The sequence below is a fragment of the Methylococcus capsulatus str. Texas = ATCC 19069 genome (assembly GCF_000424685.1).
GTDB classification, from domain to species: domain Bacteria; phylum Pseudomonadota; class Gammaproteobacteria; order Methylococcales; family Methylococcaceae; genus Methylococcus; species Methylococcus capsulatus.
The window spans coordinates 1-17,940 of sequence record NZ_AUKJ01000018.1 but is presented as its reverse complement, the minus strand read 5'-3'; the positions used below and the strand labels follow the sequence as shown (position 1 = coordinate 17,940).

The following is a 17,940-nucleotide window of genomic DNA, read 5'->3' as shown; positions in this document are numbered from 1 at the left end:
TTTCCGGCTGAGCGCAAATGAGCCGAAATGGTGCCAAATACCGGGATCTGAGGGATTTCATCGCCCGGCTCGAGGCGGAAGGGGAGCTGCGGCGCATCGGTGCTTCGGTGGACCCGAATCTCGAAATCACCGAAATCTGCGACCGGACATTGAAGTCGGAAGGTCCGGCTCTCTTGTTCGAACATCCCAAAGGCTCCGCCGTCCCCTTGCTCGGCAATCTGTTCGGCACCCCGCGGCGGGTGGCCTTGGGGATGGGGGAGGTTTCGGTGGGAGCGTTGCGGCAGGTGGGCGTGCTGCTCGCCTCCCTCAAGGAGCCCGAACCGCCCAAGGGCATGCGGGATGCCTTCGAGAAGGTGCCGTTGTACCGCCAGGTGCTGCACATGGCGCCGAAGGAGGTCCGCAACGCCCCCTGCCAACAGGAGGTGCTGCGCGGCAGCGACATCGACCTCGGACGCTATCCGATCCAGACCTGCTGGCCGGGTGATGCCGGTCCGCTGATCACCTGGCCGCTGGTCATCACCCGCGGGCCGTACAAGGCAAGGCAGAATCTGGGAATCTACCGCCAGCAGGTCATCGGCCGCAACAAGACCATCATGCGCTGGCTGGCCCACCGGGGCGGTGCCCTGGATTTTCGCGACTGGCAGGAGGCAAGGCCCGGCGAGCCCTTTCCGGTGGCGGTGGCCCTGGGCGCCGATCCGGCGACGATGTTGGGGGCGGTGACGCCGGTGCCGGATACGCTGTCCGAGTACGGCTTCGCAGGCCTTTTGCGGGGCGCCAGGACGGAGGTTACCCCCTGCATCCTGAGCGACCTGCAGGTGCCGGCCAGCGCCGAGATCGTCCTGGAAGGATTTCTGTATCCCGGCGAGACGGCGCCGGAAGGCCCGTTCGGCGACCACACCGGGTATTACAACGAGGTGGAGTCGTTTCCGGTCTTCACCATCGAATGCATCACCCAGCGGCATTCGCCGATCTATCACAGCACCTATACCGGGAGGCCTCCTGACGAACCCGCGGTACTGGGCGTGGCGCTCAACGAGGTTTTCGTCCCCATCCTGCAAAAGCAGTTTCCCGAAGTCGTGGATTTCTATCTGCCGCCGGAGGGCTGTTCCTATCGCCTGGCCGTGGTCAGCATGAAAAAGCAGTATGCCGGCCACGCCAAGCGGGTGATGTTCGGCGTATGGTCGTTTCTGCGGCAGTTCATGTACACCAAGTTCGTGATCGTGGTCGATGACGACGTCGACGCCAGAAACTGGAAGGACGTGGTCTGGGCGATGACGACGCGGATGGACCCGGCCCGTGATCTCACCCTGATCGAGAACACGCCGATCGACTACCTGGATTTCGCCTCGCCGGTGTCGGGACTGGGTTCCAAGGTCGGCTTCGATGCCACCCACAAGTGGCCCGGTGAAACCAGCCGGGAATGGGGCCGGCCCATCACCATGGATGCGGCGGTGCGGCGCCGGGTGGATGAAATCTGGGATTCGCTGGGGATATTCGCCGGCAGCCGTGGCTGAGGGCGCCGTCAGTCCGGCGTTTCGGTGTCGAACCCGGCGGGTTCGGATTCGCCGCGGGGGTTTCGGTCGATCTGGGCGATGACTTCGTTCGAGGCGAGCAGCAGTCCTCGACGGAAACAGTCACAGGCTGCCGCCGTCTCGTTCCGCTCCAGGAGCAGGTCGCCCATGAGCTGGCAGGCCTCCACGCTCGGTTCCAGTGCCAGGCTCCGGTCGAGATAGCGCAGGGCGGATTCGGTCTGCCGGGCGAGTACCGCGAGCTTGCCGAGCACCCGCAGCAGCACGGCGTCGTTGCTGTGGCGGACCAGCCACTGCTCTGCCCGGGCGAGTTGCTCGCCGGGGTCGGGCAGCTGGATGCAGCCGTAAAGGACCACGACGGTTTGACTCCATTCGCGGTCCAGACTCGCGCGTACGGCGGGTTCGATTTCCGGTCCTGCGCCGGCATCGATCATGGCGGCGAAATACAGCGTTTCGATACCGGCGGCCTTGCGGATATGGGCCGGGATGTTCTCCCAAAGCGCTTTCAGGCGCGCGGCATCGCGCGTCTCTGCGTGCTGCTTCAGCAAGGCGCTGTAGGTTTCGGTCTCCAGCAGCTTGATCTCCGCTTCCATCATCACCTTGTTGGTGTGGAGGCTGGGGATGAGGTTGCGCAGGCCTTCCCAGTCTTCCATCTGGGCATAGACCTGATGGAGCAGTCTCAGGACGGTTGCGTGGGTGGGAGCGATCCGGTTGAGCTGCGACAGCGATTCCAGCGCCTGGTCGAACTGTTTGTCGGAAAGCTGCAGCTCCGCCCGGGTGAGGCCGATGGCGATTTCCGCCTCGGGCACGGCTTCGTGGGCCAGTTTCAGGTATTCGTCACGTTGCTCGGCCGCCCCGCGCGAGTGCGCCGCCCGGGCCGCGGTCAGGTAGTTGATCAGGGGAACGCCGCTGTCGGCAGCATGGCGGATGAGCGTCTTCTCGGCCTTTTCCCAGTTGCCTTCGGCGGATTCGATCAGGCCCGTGATGAGCGCCTCCTGCGATTGCCGGCTACGCCGGTGGCCGCCGCGCTGCCGCAGTATCTTGGGTAGCCGCATGGCGTGGATGACCAGGCGGATGCTGGCGTAGAACAGAATGAAGGCCAGGGTGAGGGCACCGGCGAGGACCACCAGGGAAGATTCCAGCGTCCAGGGGCCGTAGCCGATGATGACGTAGCCGGGATCGCCCTGGGCCAGGAAATGGCGGTAGACGTAATACGCCGCCCCGGCGACGAGGGCCAGGATCGCGGCCGCAATAGCGAGTCTTCTCACGGTCTGTCTCCCGGCGCTTCATTCCCGGCGGGGGCGGCCGTGCTTGCCGGTGCGACGGGGTCGGTTTCGAGCCGCAGTTTTTCGATGTTGCGGAGCAAGGCGAGTGATCCGCTGATGTCGGGGAAGGCGGCCTTGAGCTGGACGCCGGCCAGGGCCCGGAGATCGTCCGAGATGTCCTTGAAGGCGGGGGACTCGCGGTCGAAATTTTCGTTCAGCCAGGCGTTTGCGGATTCCAGATTGCTGTGGAACAGTGCATCGTCGCCGCGCAACAGGGAGGTGCGGGTCATCTCCAGTTTGAGCAGCAGGATTTCCCGGAGGCCGGCGGCCTCCTGGGGAGTCAGGACGGCATGCACGGGGCGGTCGCTGCGGCGCACGGTGACCAGTCCCTTGAGCTGCTCGAGGGTGGACTCGACGGCATCGCCGGTTTCGGGCTCCGGTGATTTGGGCTTGGACGTCTCGCGCGGTTCCTTCGACATGTCGGGATGTGGCAGGAACAGCGGCAGCTCCCGCGTCTTGGCTTCAATCGCCAGCAGCCTGGCCGACAGTCCGACCACGTCGGGCGGCTGGAAGGCCTCGAGTCGGTTGATTTCCTCCGCCAAGACCTCCCGCACCTTGAACACGCCGGGGTCGCCGCTGTCATGGAGTCTTTGGTCCGCGGCCTTCATGGCTTCGAGGACGGATTTCACGTCACCGGTGAGGTGCAGCTTCTGATTGGCAATGCCCAAAAGATATTCGGCATCCGCGATCAGGACATCGCTGTGGGTCCGGCTTAGTTGACGCTGGAGGGTCTCGATGGACCGCGTCAGTTCTTTGCGGCTGTCCTCGAGCCTCTGGCCGAAACTGGCGGATTGCTCGCCGAGCAGACGCTCCAGCTTGCTGTCCTCCGTCCCGAGCTGGGACTGGAGGGTGGCGAACTGGGAATGGAGGGTGGCGAGTTGAGTCTGCAGGCTGCTGACCTGGCGGCTGAGTTCCAGCAAGTGCAGATCGCCCTTGTTGAGCTCGCCGCCCAGACCCTCCTGCTTGGAGCGCAGTTCCTGGATCAGGAAATAGCCGGCGGTGGCCAGCAGCAGAATGGCGGCCAGCATCGAGTAGCCCAGCCAGGCGACTACCCGCGATCTGCGCGGCGGATGCACCGGAGGCGCGGCAGCGTTGCCGTGCGGGTGTCGGGAGACTTCCCCGGCTGCCGGTGATTGCGGCGCTTCGGTCATTTGTTTTTCTTCCTCGGCCAATGGCTTATCCCCGTCGTTGGGCGCGGCTCGCAAGGATGCCAAACGGGCTGCGACATCCTCCAGGGCTTGCAGCACGGCGGCATCCGATGCGGCGTCGGCCACCTTCACGTGCCGGAAACCCAGCGATCCGGCTTGATTTTTCAATCGTTCGCTGATGACGACCAGCGGCGTCTCGACCAGCCGCGGCCGGTCCTCGGGTGGAACCAGGCGGTACAGATGCTCGATGGCTTCGCCGCTGGTGGCGGTCAGCATGTCGAGCCCGGCGGTCCGCAGGCCTTCGATCAGTGCTTCGGCACCCGTGTGCACCGGCACCCGCCGGTACAGCTCGGCATACTGGACCAGTGCCCCACGTTCGACAAGCCGTTCCTTGAGCGTTTCCCGCCCGCCCTCGCCGCGCACGATGAGGATCCGCCGGCCTGCGACGTCCCGCATCGGGGGCGTCTCCAGCAGTCCTTCCGAATTGGCCTGCGATTCCGGAACGAGGTCCACGGCAATCCCGCCGTCGACCAGGGCATCGGCCGTGGCTTTGCCGATGGCGGCGATGCGCGGCCCGGCACCGTCCGGCCGAAGCACATCCAGAGCCCGGGCCCGGTTCACCGCGTTGACGCTGACGAAGATCCACCAGTCCCAATCCGATGCCTGCCGGAGGAGAGCCGCTCCCTCTTCCGCCTGCGCGCTCGGCTCGATGTCGAGCAGGGGGAAACGGACCGCCTTGCCGCCTGCCGTTTCGATCAGCCTGCACAGGGGTTCGGCCTGTTCCTTCGGTCGCGTGACGAGGACGCGCATCCCCGACAAGGAGGGCGGCGGGCTCATCGTCGTCAGGGGGTGGCGTAAACGCGCCGGAGTATTTCGTCGGCGCCCTGGTCGAGCAGATGCTCGGCGACCCGCTTTCCCAGTGCCTCGAAGGTGGACGGGTGACCGACGGCTTCGGCGCGGATGATGCCCGAGCCGTCCGGGTTGCCAACCAGTCCGCGCAGGCTCAGGGTGTCGCCTTCGAGCTGGGCGAAACCGGCGATCGGAACCTGGCAGCCGCCGTCGAGGCGTCGGTTCATGGCGCGTTCGGCCAGGACGCACCACGCCGTGGGCGGATGGTGCAGCGGCACCAGCAGGGCGTTGGTCCGGGTATCGGTGCTCCGGCACTCCACGCCGATCGCCCCTTGACCGATGGCCGGGAGGCATTGTTCCGGTGTCAGTGTTTCGGCGATACGTTCCTGGAAGCCGAGCCGTTTCAGGCCGGCAGAGGCGAGCACGATGGCGTCGAACTCACCCGCGTCCAGTCTAGCGAGCCGGGTGTTGACGTTGCCGCGCAGATCGTACAGGGTGCAGCCGGGGAGGCGGCATTTGATCTGGCACTGGCGCCGCAGGCTGGAGGTGCCGATACGGGCATCGGCCGGCAACTCCGCGAAGCTCCGGTAACGGCGGGAGACCAGAGCGTCACGCGGGTCTTCGCGTTCCAGGATGGCGGCGAGATGGAGCCCTTCGGGGAATTCGACTGGCACGTCCTTCATGGAATGGACGGCGATGTCGGCCCTGCCCTCGAGCAGGCCCTGTTCCAGCTCCTTCACGAACAATCCCTTGCCGCCCACTTTCGCGAGTGGAGCATCGAGCAGTTTGTCGCCCCGGGTGGTCATCCCGACCAGTTCGACCCGGAGGTCGGGGTGGGCCGCCCGAAGACGGGATGCGACGTATTCTGCCTGCCACAAAGCCAGTGGGCTCTTGCGGGTCGCTATGCGGAGGGGGTGACTGGCCACGGTCGAAGGAAAACCTGGAAAAGACGATCCGTGCATTTTAACAGATCGCGATTTGCAGGGCCGAAATCCTGGTACCGGCGTTCCGTGGGGCGGTGGTCCGCTCAGCGTTCGGCGTTCCACCATTGCAGCAGACTGAAGGCGCCCAGGCCCAGGAAGCAGATCAGTACCCAGGCGGGCATGCTCAGGCCGAGGAAAGTCCAGTCCACCTTGGCGCAGTCGCCGGTACCGCTCAGCATCGCCTTGAGTGTGTCGCCGAGTGGAAAATTCCGGAACATGTAGCTCAGTCCTGGTCCGCATTCAGGGACTTCCTCCGGCGGCAGGTGCAGTAGCCAGACATGGCGGCCGGAAATCGAAGCGCCGCCCAGAGCCACGGCGGTACCCAATAGGGCGTAAGCCCGGATACCGATGGAGGCCGGGTGGTGGATCGCTGCAGCCAGGAAAACCAGCGCCACCGCCAGCACCATGATGCGTTGCGAGATGCACAAGGGGCAGGGCTCGAGTCCGCCGGAGAACTGGAAGTAAAGCGCCGCTGCCAATAGGGCGGCGCAGAACAGGAAGCCGAGGAGGAAACAGGTACGGGCGCTGGGGAGGGTCATGAGGTATGAAACAGGGGAAAAAATGGAGCTTTCAGTCTTCGATTCGAAAGCCGACTTTCAGTGTGACCTGAAAATGCGCCACCTCGCCGTCGACGATGTGTCCGCGGGTTTCGACGACTTCGAACCAGTTCATGTGGCGCAGGGTCTTCCCGGCTTTGGTTATGGCCGTGCGGATTGCATCGTCGGTGCTGACTGTGGACGAGCCGACGATTTCGATGACTTTGTAGACGTGATCGGGCATGACTGTTCTCCAATGGAAAGGGCTGAAAAGGCGGCGCGGCGGGAGCCCCGGTTTTCGCCGAATATCCTTAATATCACACATCGGTGCCATGACGTCGATCACGCGCTCACCGTTCGGGCTCGCCTCGAGCCAGGAGTTCGCGTACCCTCAGGCGGATGCTCGCTGCGATGTCGTCGGTGGGAAGATCGTTCGCGTCCTCGCCGAACGGATTCTCGATTTCCTCGGCGATCAGTTCGAGGCTGGCCAGCACGTAGAATACCAGGGTCGTGATCAGCGCCGTCCAGTAGTGGAACTCCGGCACGAAGCAGAACGGCATGGAAACGATGTAAAGAAAGATGAACTTCTTCAGGAACAGGCTGTAGGAATACGGAATGGGCGTTTTCTGGATCCGCTCGCAGCCACCGCAGACTTCGGCGAATGCGCTCAGGTCGGGATTGAGACAGAGCAGCTGATCACCGGAGAGGTCGCCTCTGTCCCTCAAGCGGGCCGTTTCCGCGAACAGTTGGGCGGCGATACGGTTGGGACGGTGTTCCGCCGTGGCTGCCGCCCGGAGGTGGCGTGTCAGGCTGTCCGCATACGCGCCGATGAGCCCTGCGATCTGTGGCCTGGAAGGGTGGCCGCTCGGCAGAAAGGCATCCAGCTTGAGTGCCAGATTGCGCGAGGCATTGGTCAGGCTGCCCCACAGTCTCCGGCCTTCCCACCAGCGTTCGTAGGCGGTGTTGGTGCGGAACACCAGCAGCATCGAAATGACGAAGCCCAACAGGGCGTGCAGGGCTGTGGTGCTCTTGAGCTGATTCGGGAGGAGGTGCCGGTCCGCATAGGCGATCCCGGCGGAGAACAGGGCCAGGGAGAGCATGGCCGGCAGCAGACGCCGGAACGTGTCGCTTTTGTGGAACTTGAAAATCAGTCCCCACCAGGACTTGGGGTCGTAGCTGATCATCGTGGCGGTGACGACCTCGACGGATCGTTCATTTCCGTGGACGAGGGAATTTCCTGCACCAAGACCCAGGGAGCGACGACCACGGCCCAGAACAGCGGATCGCGCTCGTGCCAGTCGCGGGCCTCGGTTGCGGTCGCTCGTCCTACCTGCCCGTCGCGGAGCCAGCGGGACAGGGTTCGCGTCTCGTCGGCAGCCATGACTGTGGCGACCTCGATGAGATCCAGACCCGGAGTGACCCGAACGATGGCTCCCCGGGCGAAGTGCGGCTGCATTTCCTGCCAGGTCAGTTTGCCGGAGTCCAGGTTCAGCTTTGCGTAAATCGAAGACGGGTGTTCGGCCATCGGTGGAACGGATCACGGGCTGGGGGGAGGAGCATGGCCGTCCGTGTTCGTCCGGACCCAGCGCTCGCCTTGCTCCAGGCTCTCTTTCTTCCAGAACGGAGCACGGTGCTTGAGCGCTTCCAGGATATGGCGGCAGGCATCGAAGGCGGTTCCGCGGTGGGACGACCAGACGGCGACCAGCACGATGGGGTCGGCGGGAAACAGCTCGCCGACGCGGTGAATCACGAGAGCGTCGTCGAACGGCCAGCGGTTCCGGGCTTCGTCGACGATGGTTTGCAGCTGACGCTCGGTCATGCCGGCGTAGTGCTCGAGCGTCATCTTGTGGACGGATGAGCCTTCGTTGAAGTCGCGCATGGTACCGATGAAGACCGCGAGGGCCCCTATGCGTGCCGTGGGCAGAGACGCGTCCTGGTAGCGGGAGAGTTCGGCGAGAGGGTCGAAGGCCTCACTGCGGATCTCGATCAGCATGTCAGCCTCCGGTGACCGGCGGAAAGAAGGCCACTTCGTCGCCGTCTTTCACCGGTGTGTCGGCCCCGGCGTAGTCCATGTTCACTGCGCACAGGACATCTTCGGGCAGGCGTTTGCCCCGGCAGACGGCTTTCCAGACATCGGCGACGCTGGCGAGGTCTTCGAAGGCGAGCTGTTCTTCGGCGCGGCCCATCTGCTCCCTCAGGGCGGCGAAATATCGGACGCGGATCGTCATGGCTGTGGATCGAAGCTGGTGCTATGGAATATCAGGAAGTTGCGGATGCATGGCTTTGCTCGGTCGAGCATGCGAGGGTGTCGACGACCGCGTTCAGCGCCCGGTCCAGCAACGGTTCGTTCGCCCCCGCTATCAGCCGGATCGTATTGGCGGCGAGTCCGGAAGCCAGTTCATGCAGGCCGATTTCGCGAAGTTTCATGCCGCGCCGGTTGACGAAAACATAACGGGAGGTGAACCGGCTTTTCAAGAGGAGCTTGGCACGGAAGGGCAATGCCGGGCCATCGCAAAATTCGACCCAATCCCCCGCGCAGAGGTTCCTGGCCTGTTCGACGAAGCTTTCATTGATGGCTGGCGCGGACTGCGCGGCGGGCTGGGCATCCTCCATGCCCTCGATGAGAATGTCCTCGATTTCACACGGTTCCACCGTTGCATTGGCCGGAGCCGGTGTGGGACCGAGGTTCCCGCGGCTGAGATGCCAGAGTTCGAGGTCCTTGAAAAACGCGTGCAATTGCCCCGGATCGAAAGCGATGTTCTCCAGCCGCTCGCGAGCGGCCCGGATGGCTTCCGGCTCACCCGTTCCGGCGTCCGCTCGCCGCGGTTCGGCGTCATGGGCGTCCGCCCAATCGATGAGCCGATCCATGATGGCCAGGGCCTCGTCCCAGTCGGTGGAATCTTTCTCCCGGCGCAGATGGGCGATCACCAACACGTCCTTCCAGGCGTTGAGCAGCAGCGAAACCAGGGCTGGCGGAAGCGGCCGCTTCTCGATGCGGGCCGTGATTTCGACGGCGGCGGCGCGCTTCGCCAGGGTTAGCCGCTCCTGGCTGATCGCCGCCTGGCGCGTGCGTTCTTCCATGGCCTTGACGCCCTTGCGCTCGCCCTCGATGAAAGCGGAAAAGTCCTCCAGCAGCTCAGCGAATATTCGGGTATCTTCGTCGAATTCGGTCAGTATCCGGTAAACCACTTCCTCGATTTTCTTCAGCACGATCCGGTCCTTCCTGTCGTCCGGTTCCAGGCCCACGCCGGCCTGAGCCAGGGCATTCAAGAGCGCCCGCAGGGGATGCGTTTTTTTGGCCAGGAACGAGCGCTCGATGATCGCGACTTTGACGACGGGGATCTGGAGGCGGGCGATGAGCGCCTTGACCGGGTCGGGCAGGTTTCGGTCCTCCAGGATGAAATCGAAGATCATCGACACCATGTCGATGACGTCTTCCTCGAACCGGCCCAGACGGCGCAGTTCGCCGTCGGGACAAAAGCCGGTCAGCTGCTCGACCAGGGACTGCTTCAGCCGCGGGACGGGGGCACCGGGGCGCCATTCGCCGGACGCGAGGGCACTGGCGCTTTGCTGCAGCAGACTCAAGGCGCCGACCACTTCGCCAGGATCGAAGTGTTGGCCATCGGTTTGGCTCGCGTCGTTTCCCGCTTGGCGCTTCCAGAGATCGAGCAGATGCAGCAGATCACTCAGCTGTTCAGCGGAGTCGTCTTCTCGCACGTGGGCGGCGGATGATGGCCGGTGCTGCTCCGGCATCGTGGAAGTCTTGGCCTTGAAGACAAGAGAGGCATCCGGCAGCACGCCATGGTCGGCCAGGAGCTGGTTCATTTGCCGGTAGGTCGTCCCCATCTGGCATAGGACGTGGCGGTCGAACAGTTTCAGTATCAGCAGGGTCACCCGGATGTCGACCGGTTGGCCGGTGAGTGACGCGGCGAATGCGTGGGCCAGTGCCTCGGGTGTGAACGGATGAGGCGGCAGAGGGGGGCCTTGGAGTCCCTTGAGCGCCGCGAGACGGAGTTCGAACGGCCCCAACGTGTCCTGGAACAGGAGGTTTGCCTTCTGTGCGGCATGGGTCACCGCGAGCTCGATTTCCAGGACGTCGTTTTCCAGGAGTGTCAGGCCAGGGTTGCCGGAATCCTCCGGCTGTGCGGAGGGGGTGTCCGCAGGATTCCAGAAGTGCTCCTCGGCCTCGAGTATTTCCCGCAGGCAGCGGCTTCGCATGCCGGCCTGGTCACGGCGGATTTGGCGCATGGCATCGAAATACAGCGTTTGCAAGCCGCTGTTGTCGGCTCTGTCGGCGAGCTTGAACAGCTCGTCGTCGATCCGGCTGAACAAGTCCTGCAGCAGCTGCCCGAAGCCGGTCTCGAAAATGGCGCGAATTTGAGCTGCCAGAGAGTGATGGTCCGGGAGATCGTCGGTCGGGTGCAGATGGTCGGCATCGGGATGAAGGCCTGATGGCATGGGCTGGACTCACTGACAGACGGAATTCGGCTACCATAGTTTAGCCTACCGCCGGCCCGCCTGGGCGGCGCGGCGAGGAACCGTCGATGGCGGCGCGTGACTGTTCGGTGCGCGGGTGAGCGTCGACACGACTGACGAGGTATGCGGGCGATGAAAGAGGATGACAGAACGGGCTGGGGAGAGGAAACCGTGTCCTCGCCCAATCAGGACGACAGGCCGTGGGGGGAGACGATCTCCCTGATCGTGATCCACGGCATCAGTCTTCCGCCGGGTCGGTTCGGCGGTCCCTGGATACGGCACTTGTTCACCAACACCCTCGACGGCACCGTCCATCCGTTCTTTGAGTCTATTCGGCACCTTAGGGTGTCGGCCCATGCACTGATACGGCGGGGCGGTGAAGTCGAACACTATGTGCCGCCCGATCGTCGGGCGTGGCATGCCGGCGTGTCCGAGTTCCGGGGACGGAGTGCCTGTAACGACTTTTCGATCGGAATCGAACTCGAGGGAACCGACGATCTTCTCTACCGGCGGGAACAATACAGGAGTCTAGCCGCTCTCGTGGCGGAGCTGATGGCGCGTTATCCGGCGATCACCGAGGATCGCATCGTGGGACACAGTACAATCGCCCCGCAGCGGAAAACGGATCCCGGTCCCGCTTTCGACTGGGGATGCTTCTATCGCGAACTGGCGAAGCAGGGAGGGCGCCGCCAGACCGTCGATGGCGAGCCGGGCTGCGTGAGGGAGGTCAGCCTTTCTCACGATCCGCCATCATGCGTTCGAGTATCGGCCGGAAAATGATCTCCATTGCGAGCCCCATCTTGCCTCCCGGAATCACGATCGAATTATGTCGTGACATGAAGGAGTTTTGCAGCATGGCCAGGAGATAAGGGAAATCCACGTTGAATTTGCCAGGCTCTTTGAAGCGGATGATGACGAAACTCTCATCCGGGGTGGGAATATCCCGGGCAATGAACGGATTGGAAGTATCGACCGTCGGGACACGCTGGAAATTGATGTCGGTCTGTGAAAATTGGGGGGTGATGACCTTGACGTAGTCATCCATGCGGCGCAGTATCGTTTCCGTAACGTCTTCGGGCTTATAGCCGCGTTCGGCGGTATCGCGATGGATTTTTTGAATCCATTCCAAATTGACGATGGGAACCACGCCGACGAGAAGATCGACGTATTTTCTGACATTGATGCGGTCGGTGATCACGCCTCCGTGCAAACCTTCGTAAAACAGCAGATCCGTCCCTGCAGGTACTTCTTCCCATGGAGTGAAGGTTCCCGGTTTGTAACCCCCCAGCCGCTGACTCTCGGCTTCATTGTGGACATAAAAACGGCGGCGAGCCGTTCCCGTTTCCCCGTAGTGCCGAAAAACGTTTTCGAGCTCGTCCAGGATGTTGGCCTCGATCGAAAAATGGCTGAAATGACGTCCTTCACGTCTGGCCTTGTCGATCTGCGCACGCATTTCCACACGGTCATAGCGATGAAAGCTGTCGCCCTCGATGACCAGTGGTTTGAGTCCGAGCCTGAAGAAAATATGCTCGAAGGCGCATTTTACGGTGGTCGTGCCCGCGCCGGACGAACCGGTGATGGCGATGATGGGGTGTTTCTTGGACATTTTAGCCTCCCGTGCGTTTCAATTATACGCGAGATCGCCTCTCGAACATGGGCCGGGAGCCTGTGACGATGGTGCGTTCAAGGAAGGGTTTTTCGAGGTCGGGATGACCCTGCCCTCGGCGGAAACCGGCGTCCCGGCAGCTCGAGCGAAAGCCGCCAGGGACGGACAACATGCCACGCGAGCGGCCCCGAAAGGAATCCGCTCGCTCCGGAGTCTGGATTACTCCAGGTTGGCGTGACGAGTTCTCATTTCTTCTTCGGGGATGCCTTTCTCGTGGATGATGTGAGAGATGGTGGCCTCGAGGAAGAGGAGGGTGGAGAGCTCGAAGACGGTGCCCATGGGCATGCCGACGACTTTTCCGAAGAGCTCTGGGGAGCCGATGCGGAAGACGGAGTCGGCGAGGTCGCCGAGGGAGGAGCTGTCGCGGGTGGAGATGAGGGCGATGGAGGCGCCCTGCTCCTTGGCTTTTTTGGTGAAGGCGAGCATGGTTTCGGTTTCACCGGAGCCGGAGATCACGATCAGCAAGTCGCCCTTGCGGATGCTGGGGGTGACGATTTCGCCGACGACGAAGACGTCATAGCCGCCGTGCATGAGGCGCATGGCGAAGAACTTGGCGACCAGCCCCGACCGGCCGGCCCCCGCGACGAAGATGCGGGAGGCCTGGTCGAGCATGGCAGTCAGTTTTGCATCATAGCCGGCATCGGTGGCGGCGAGGATGCCGGAGATTTTGTCTATGATCAGTTTCTGATGCATGCAAATTCCCGATTAGGCGGAAGCGGCGACGACCTGTTCGTAGATTTCGCGCGCGGCATCGGCGGGGGAGGCGGCGCCGTAGATGGCGGCTCCGACGACGATGATGTTGGCACCGGTTTTGACGACCTGTTGGGCGGTGGAGGCCTTGATGCCGCCGGCGACGGAGATGCGGACGGGGAGGCCGAGCTTGGCGATGGCCTGGAGGTCGGCGAAGGGGGTCTGGCCGGCGGCCTGGGCGTCGAGGCCGGTGTGGATGCCGACGATCTGGGCGCCGGCCTTGGCGGACTCACGGGCGCAGGCGGCCTTGTCGGGGACGTTGATCAGGTCGACCTGGACCTCGGCGTTGTGCTTGTTGGCGGCGTTGATGACGCCCTTGATGGTGGCCAGTCCTGCGACGCCGAGGACGGTGGTGATGTCGGCGCCGGCGGCGAAGAAGGGGGTGGCTTCGTATTCACCGGCGTCCATGGTTTTGAGGTCGACCAGGAGCAGCTTGTTGGGGAAGCGTTTTTTGAACTCCTTCACCAGGGCGATGCCGTTGTGCTTGATGCTGGGGGTGCCGATTTCGAAGATATCGACATAGGGCGCGGTGAGGCTTGCGAGCTTCAGGGTCTGCGGGATGTCCAGCGTGTCCAGGGCGAGCTGAATCAATGGTCTTGCCATGAGATCTCCTCCGATCAAAAAAGTAAGGTAGAGAGAAAAAAGTCGGGCTTAAGCCTTAGGAGTTATGGGGTATTGCTAAACGCACAATTTCCCAACTGTAAAGAGTGAGGGGGCCGCTGTCAATGCAGCCCCTCCCCTTTCGCAGGGTCAGCCGTTGAGGCTTTTCAGGTACTTGGTGACGCCGGTTTCGCCCGTGGCCACGACGGCGGGCTTGGGCAGGTTCTTGATGTACCTGGCGACACCGGTTTCGGCGGCGGCAGCCACTTCGGGCAGTGGCAGGTTCTTGAGGTAGCGGGCCACGCCGGTTTCGGCGGTACGGACGGGTTCCGGCAGCGCCTTGAGGTATTTGGCGACACCGGTTTCGGGGCCGGTGGCGAGCCCTTGGGCCTGGAGGTATTTGGCGACGCCGGTGGCTGCCGGCGCCGGTGCGGCGGCGGGGGCGGCCGCTGCGGCGGTTGCGGCCGGGTGGGCGGTGGCCGGACGGCGGCTGCTCCAGAGCACGAAGCCGATGAGGGCGGCGACCACGCCGCCGAACAGGTAATAATCCGAGCCGGTGTCCGGGGCGGGTTTGGCGGGGCTGGACGGTGCGGCCTGGGGTTCGGGGGCTGCCTCGGTCTTGGCGGGGGCCGCCGGTGCCGGGCGGGCAGACGCGGCGGGCGCTGCCTGGGGTTGGGCCGGCGGGGCGGCTTCGGGGGCCGCGGGCTTGCCGGTCAGGCTGGGATCCCGATAGATCACCGACGGCTTGAAGTCGGGCGGATAATCGGCGGCGCCCGCGAGCGGGGCGGCCAGCAGCAGGGCTGCGGACAGGATGTGGGTCGAGAACGGTTTCTTCACGTGGTTTCCCCCATAAGTCTGGTCAGTTGGGTACAAAAGCTCGGCGGGGCGGGTTGCGGGATCGCCCCCCTTGTTTTTCCAATTGCATCGCTTGCGTTCCGTTGCCGGACGCTTTCACGTCCGCCTCCCGGCGCCCGTTCGGCCCACCGCGCTAGCGGACGATCGGATCGAGTTTGCCCTGGGCATACGCCAAGCTCATGTCCTCCAGGCGCAGGGGCTTGATCTTGGCGGCCTGGCCGGCGGCGCCGAAGGCCTCGTAGCGGGCCCGGCAGATCGCGGTCATGGCGGTTTGCGCGGCCTTGTAGAGCTTGCGCGGGTCGAAGTTCTTCCTGTCCTCGACCATGAACCTGCGCATGGCGCCGTAGGAGGCGATGCGCAGGTCGGTATCGATGTTGACCTTGCGGACACCGTGGCGGATGCCCTCGACGATCTCCTCGACCGGCACGCCGTAGGTCTGGCCGATGTCGCCGCCGTAGTCGTTGATCATCTGCGCCCACTCCTCGGGGACCGAAGACGAGCCGTGCATCACCAGATGGATAGTGGGGATCCGCTGGTGGATCGCCTTGACTCGGTCGATCCGCAGCACCTGCCCGGTCGGTTTGCGGGTGAACTTGTAGGCGCCGTGGCTGGTGCCGATGGCGATCGCCAGGGCATCGACCTGGGTCTGGCGGACGAAATCCGCCGCCTCGTCCGGATCGGTCAGCAGCAGCGAGTGGTCCAGCTCCCCTTCCGCGCCATGGCCGTCTTCCTTCCCTGCCCGGCCGGTTTCCAGCGAGCCCAGGCAGCCGAGTTCGCCTTCCACCGATACCCCACAGGCATGCGCCATCTCGACCACCTTGCGGGTGGTCTCGACATTGTACGCATAGCTGGCCGGGGTTTTCATGTCCTCCAGCAGGGAGCCGTCCATCATCACCGAGCTGAAGCCGGATTGGATGGAGCGGATGCACACCGCCGGGGAGGCGCCGTGATCCTGATGCATGCACACCGGGATGTGCGGATACATCTCGATGGCGGCCTGCACCAGATGGCGCAGGAACGGCTCGCCGGCATAGGTCCTCGCGCCGGCCGAGCCCTGCAGGATCACCGGGGCGTCCACGGCCGAAGCCGCCTCCATGATGGCCTTGATCTGCTCCATGTTGTTGACGTTGAACGCCGGCAGGCCGTAGCCGTGCTCGGCGGCGTGGTCCAGCAGTTGGCGCAGGGAGATCAAAGCCATGGGATGGTCTCGGGTGAGGTTAGAACAAGGCCTCGGCCTGGCCGACCACGTTGTCGACGGTGAAGCCGAAGGTCTTGAACAGCACGCCGGCCGGCGCGGATTCGCCGAAGCGGTCCAGGCCGATAACTTTGCCATGGCTGCCGACGTATTTCCACCAGCCGTCGCTGACACCGGCCTCGATGGCGAGGCGGCGGGTCACGGCGGGCGGCAGCACGCTGTCGCGGTACGCCGGCTCCTGGGCATCGAACACGTTGGTGGAGGCCATCGACACCACCCGCACCTGCCTGCCCTTGGCGGTCAGGGCCTCGGCCGCTTTCACCGCCAGCTCGACCTCCGAGCCGGTGGCCAGCAGGATGAGGTCGGGGGTGCCGGTGCAGTCAACCAGGACATAGCCGCCCTTGGCGATCGCGGCGATCTGCTCCGGCGTGCGGGGCATGTGCGGCAGGTTCTGGCGCGAGAAGATCAGGGCGGAGGGACCGTCCCGGCGCTCGATCGCGCACTTCCAGGCCACCGCCGATTCCACCGCGTCGCACGGCCGCCAGACCTGCATGTTGGGGATCAGGCGCAGGGTGGCGGTCTGCTCGACGGGCTGGTGGGTGGGGCCGTCCTCACCCAGGCCGATGGAGTCGTGGGTGTAGACGTAGATCACCGGGATCTTCATCAGGGCCGACATGCGCAGCGCGTTGCGGGCATATTCGGAGAACATCAGGAAGGTCGCGCCGTAGGGCTTGAAGCCACCGTGCAGGGCGATGCCGTTCATGATGGCGGACATGCCGAATTCACGCACGCCGTAGTAGACGTAGTTGCCGTCGTGGCCGGGGGCGTTGACGTCCTTGCAGCCGGACCACAGGGTCAGGTTGGAGCCGGCGAGGTCGGCGGAGCCGCCCAGGATCTCCGGCAGCAGGGGCCCGAAGCCGTTGAGGGCGTTCTGGGAAGCCTTGCGGCTGGCGATGGTCTCGGCCTTCTCGTTCACCTGGGCCACGAAGGCGGCGGATTTCTCCGCCCAGTCGCGGGGCAATTCGCCGGCCATGCGGCGTTCGAACTCGGCGGCCAGCTCGGGGAATTCGCGGCGGTAGTTTTCGAAGCGGTCGTTCCACTCGCCTTCGGCCTTGGCGCCGGTCTCGCGCGCGCTCCAGGCCTCGTAGATGTCGGCCGGGATTTCGAAAGGCGGGTGCGACCAGCCGATGTTCTCGCGGGTCAAGGCGACCTCGTCGGTGCCGAGGGCGGCGCCGTGGCAGTCTTCCTTGCCCTGTTTGTTGGGCGAACCCCAGCCGATGATGGTCTGGCAGCAGATCAGCGACGGTTTGTCGGTGACCGCGCGGGCTTCCTCGATGGCCGCCTTCACGGCGTCCGGATCATGCCCGTCGACCTTGGGGATCACGTGCCAGCCGTAAGCCTCGAAGCGCCGGGGGGTATCGTCCATGAACCAGCCGGGCACGCCGCCATGGCCGCGCACTTCGCCGTCGATGGAGATGTTGTTGTCGTCGTAGAAGGCGATCAGCTTGCCCAGCTTCATGGAGCCGGCCAGCGAGCAGGCCTCGTGGGAGATGCCCTCCATCAGGCAGCCATCGCCCAGGAAGACGTAGGTGTAATGGTCGACGATGGTATGGCCGGGGCGGTTGAACTGGCCGGCGAGCGTGCGCTCGGCCAGGGCCATGCCGACGGCGTTGGTGATGCCCTGGCCCAGCGGACCCGTGGTGGTCTCCACCCCGGGGGTGTAGCCGTATTCGGGATGGCCGGGGGTTTTGGAGTGGAGCTGACGGAAGTTCTGCAGCTCCTCGATGGGCAGATCGTAGCCGGTCAGATGCAGCAGGGAATAGATCAGCATCGAGCCGTGGCCGTTGGACAGCACGAAGCGGTCGCGGTTGGGCCACTTCGGATTGGCCGGGTTGTGGCACAGGTAGTCGTTCCACAGCACCTCGGCAATGTCCGCCATCCCCATCGGCGCCCCGGGATGGCCCGAGTTGGCCTTCTGCACGGCATCCATGCTCAAGGCGCGTATGGCGTTGGCGAGTTCTCGTCGCG

18 protein-coding genes are annotated in these 17,940 nt (G+C 64.2%); 2 read left to right on the top strand and 16 right to left on the bottom strand.

Annotation, left to right across the window (positions count from 1 at the left end; genetic code table 11):
* The first annotated feature begins 17 nt into the window (after positions 1-17).
* The gene (gene ubiD, locus H156_RS0106185; RefSeq protein ID WP_017364798.1) at positions 18-1,514 is read left to right on the top strand and encodes a 4-hydroxy-3-polyprenylbenzoate decarboxylase; all 1,497 of its coding nucleotides are present in this window, start codon (positions 18-20) and stop codon (positions 1,512-1,514) included.
* Positions 1,515-1,522: 8 nt separating this feature from the next.
* Here the strand turns inward: ubiD and H156_RS0106180 are convergent, their stop codons facing one another.
* The 10 genes from H156_RS0106180 to H156_RS0106135 form a co-directional block, all read right to left on the bottom strand.
* On the bottom strand, positions 1,523-2,797 hold the full coding sequence (locus tag H156_RS0106180; RefSeq protein ID WP_017364797.1) for a heme biosynthesis HemY N-terminal domain-containing protein: 1,275 nt from the start codon (positions 2,795-2,797) through the stop codon (positions 1,523-1,525).
* On the bottom strand, positions 2,794-4,839 hold the full coding sequence (hemDX, locus tag H156_RS0106175; RefSeq protein ID WP_238536824.1) for a fused uroporphyrinogen-III synthase HemD/membrane protein HemX: 2,046 nt from the start codon (positions 4,837-4,839) through the stop codon (positions 2,794-2,796). Before hemDX ends, H156_RS0106180 begins: the two co-directional genes overlap by 4 nt.
* Before the next feature lie 5 nt (positions 4,840-4,844).
* A complete protein-coding gene (gene hemC, locus H156_RS0106170) occupies positions 4,845-5,777 on the bottom strand; it encodes a hydroxymethylbilane synthase (RefSeq protein ID WP_026045872.1) in 933 nt (310 codons plus the stop codon).
* Positions 5,778-5,878: 101 nt separating this feature from the next.
* Complete coding sequence (locus H156_RS0106165) at positions 5,879-6,373, bottom strand: disulfide bond formation protein B (protein ID WP_017364794.1); 495 nt, start codon at positions 6,371-6,373, stop codon at positions 5,879-5,881.
* Between the two features lie 31 nt (positions 6,374-6,404).
* The gene (locus H156_RS0106160; protein ID WP_010962242.1) at positions 6,405-6,614 is read right to left on the bottom strand and encodes a dodecin; all 210 of its coding nucleotides are present in this window, start codon (positions 6,612-6,614) and stop codon (positions 6,405-6,407) included.
* A 106-nt stretch (positions 6,615-6,720) separates the two neighbouring features.
* Positions 6,721-7,554 carry a bestrophin family protein gene (locus H156_RS0106155; protein WP_010962241.1) on the bottom strand — a complete coding sequence of 278 codons (834 nt, stop codon included), beginning with the start codon at positions 7,552-7,554 and terminating at the stop codon, positions 6,721-6,723.
* On the bottom strand, positions 7,551-7,895 hold the full coding sequence (locus tag H156_RS0106150; protein ID WP_017364792.1) for a DUF2288 domain-containing protein: 345 nt from the start codon (positions 7,893-7,895) through the stop codon (positions 7,551-7,553). Before H156_RS0106150 ends, H156_RS0106155 begins: the two co-directional genes overlap by 4 nt.
* 12 nt (positions 7,896-7,907) lie before the next feature.
* Entirely contained in the window at positions 7,908-8,363 is a 456-nt protein-coding gene (locus tag H156_RS0106145; RefSeq protein WP_010962239.1) for a molybdenum cofactor biosynthesis protein MoaE, read from the bottom strand.
* Between the two features lies 1 nt (position 8,364).
* Positions 8,365-8,598: a molybdopterin converting factor subunit 1 gene (gene moaD / locus H156_RS0106140; protein ID WP_010962238.1), complete on the bottom strand. Its 234-nt coding sequence runs from the start codon at positions 8,596-8,598 to the stop codon at positions 8,365-8,367.
* 31 nt (positions 8,599-8,629) lie between these two features.
* Positions 8,630-10,828 carry a DUF1631 domain-containing protein gene (locus H156_RS0106135; RefSeq protein ID WP_017364791.1) on the bottom strand — a complete coding sequence of 733 codons (2,199 nt, stop codon included), beginning with the start codon at positions 10,826-10,828 and terminating at the stop codon, positions 8,630-8,632.
* A 150-nt stretch (positions 10,829-10,978) separates the two neighbouring features.
* Between H156_RS0106135 and ampD the strand changes: the two genes are divergently transcribed.
* On the top strand, positions 10,979-11,626 hold the full coding sequence (ampD, locus tag H156_RS0106130) for a 1,6-anhydro-N-acetylmuramyl-L-alanine amidase AmpD (protein ID WP_017364790.1): 648 nt from the start codon (positions 10,979-10,981) through the stop codon (positions 11,624-11,626).
* On the opposite strand, the gene H156_RS0106125 is transcribed toward ampD, so the two are convergent.
* The 6 genes from H156_RS0106125 to tkt all read right to left on the bottom strand — a co-directional run.
* Positions 11,574-12,452: a phosphoribulokinase gene (locus H156_RS0106125; RefSeq protein WP_010962235.1), complete on the bottom strand. Its 879-nt coding sequence runs from the start codon at positions 12,450-12,452 to the stop codon at positions 11,574-11,576. The two genes, ampD and H156_RS0106125, sit on opposite strands and share 53 nt — an antisense overlap.
* 219 nt (positions 12,453-12,671) lie before the next feature.
* Positions 12,672-13,205 carry a 6-phospho-3-hexuloisomerase gene (gene hxlB, locus H156_RS0106120; RefSeq protein ID WP_010962232.1) on the bottom strand — a complete coding sequence of 178 codons (534 nt, stop codon included), beginning with the start codon at positions 13,203-13,205 and terminating at the stop codon, positions 12,672-12,674.
* A gap of 12 nt (positions 13,206-13,217) precedes the next feature.
* The gene (gene hxlA, locus H156_RS0106115; RefSeq protein WP_010962231.1) at positions 13,218-13,865 is read right to left on the bottom strand and encodes a 3-hexulose-6-phosphate synthase; all 648 of its coding nucleotides are present in this window, start codon (positions 13,863-13,865) and stop codon (positions 13,218-13,220) included.
* Positions 13,866-14,012: 147 nt separating this feature from the next.
* A complete protein-coding gene (locus tag H156_RS0106110) occupies positions 14,013-14,699 on the bottom strand; it encodes a hypothetical protein (protein ID WP_026597591.1) in 687 nt (228 codons plus the stop codon).
* A gap of 151 nt (positions 14,700-14,850) precedes the next feature.
* Positions 14,851-15,915, bottom strand: a complete 1,065-nt coding sequence (fba, locus tag H156_RS0106105) for a class II fructose-bisphosphate aldolase (protein WP_017364098.1) — start codon at positions 15,913-15,915, stop codon at positions 14,851-14,853.
* 19 nt (positions 15,916-15,934) lie between these two features.
* Positions 15,935-17,940: transketolase (tkt, locus tag H156_RS0106100; protein WP_154656676.1), on the bottom strand; the 2,006-nt coding region annotated here is incomplete at its 5' end.